The organism is Motilimonas pumila (assembly GCF_003596335.1).
Classification (GTDB): Bacteria; Pseudomonadota; Gammaproteobacteria; order Enterobacterales; family CBDFNC01; genus Motilimonas; species Motilimonas pumila.
Genome location: NZ_QZCH01000176.1, coordinates 1 through 529 on the forward strand (window position 1 = coordinate 1; position 529 = coordinate 529).

At 41.8% G+C, this 529-nt stretch carries 1 protein-coding gene; it reads left to right on the plus strand.

Translation table 11 applies throughout. The features are described 5' to 3' along the window. Positions 1-194 precede the first annotated feature (194 nt). The gene (locus D1Z90_RS21110; RefSeq protein WP_119912686.1) at positions 195-329 is read left to right on the plus strand and encodes a transposase; all 135 of its coding nucleotides are present in this window, start codon (positions 195-197) and stop codon (positions 327-329) included. The last annotated feature ends 200 nt before the right edge of the window (positions 330-529 follow it).

The following is a 529-nucleotide window of genomic DNA, read 5'->3' on the forward strand; positions in this document are numbered from 1 at the left end:
AAAGAAAATCAGCGGTCTGAAATGTGAACAGCATGAGCCTTTGTCGCACTGAAAACTATTTGATCAACAACGCCTGTCATAACCCTACCTTGAAAACAGCTCATTTGTGCTGAATCTACACCCTAGTAGTGGTACAACTATTTTGGCCACCTGATTAGAGGTGATAAGGTTACCATAACTAAACAGGTATCAATATGTCAAAACGTACAAGACCAACCTATTCACCAGAATTCCGACTAGAACTCACTAAAGAAGTAATCGTTAACGGTCGCTCAGTTCATGAGGTTGCTGAGTCATTAGGGTCAGATATCTCAAGCGTCGATAAATGAGCAAGGCAACTTAAAGAAAAGCAAAATGGCAACCTATCGAGCGCCATGCCGATGACGCCAGACCAGGCCAAAATAAGCCTGCTAGAGTTTAAGATAAAGCGCCTTGAAGAAGATAACACCTTCCTCTCACGAATCCCCTCATAATTTCCAATAAAAACAATGAGTAGACGCGCATCGCTCATTCTGATCTAATGAATTTC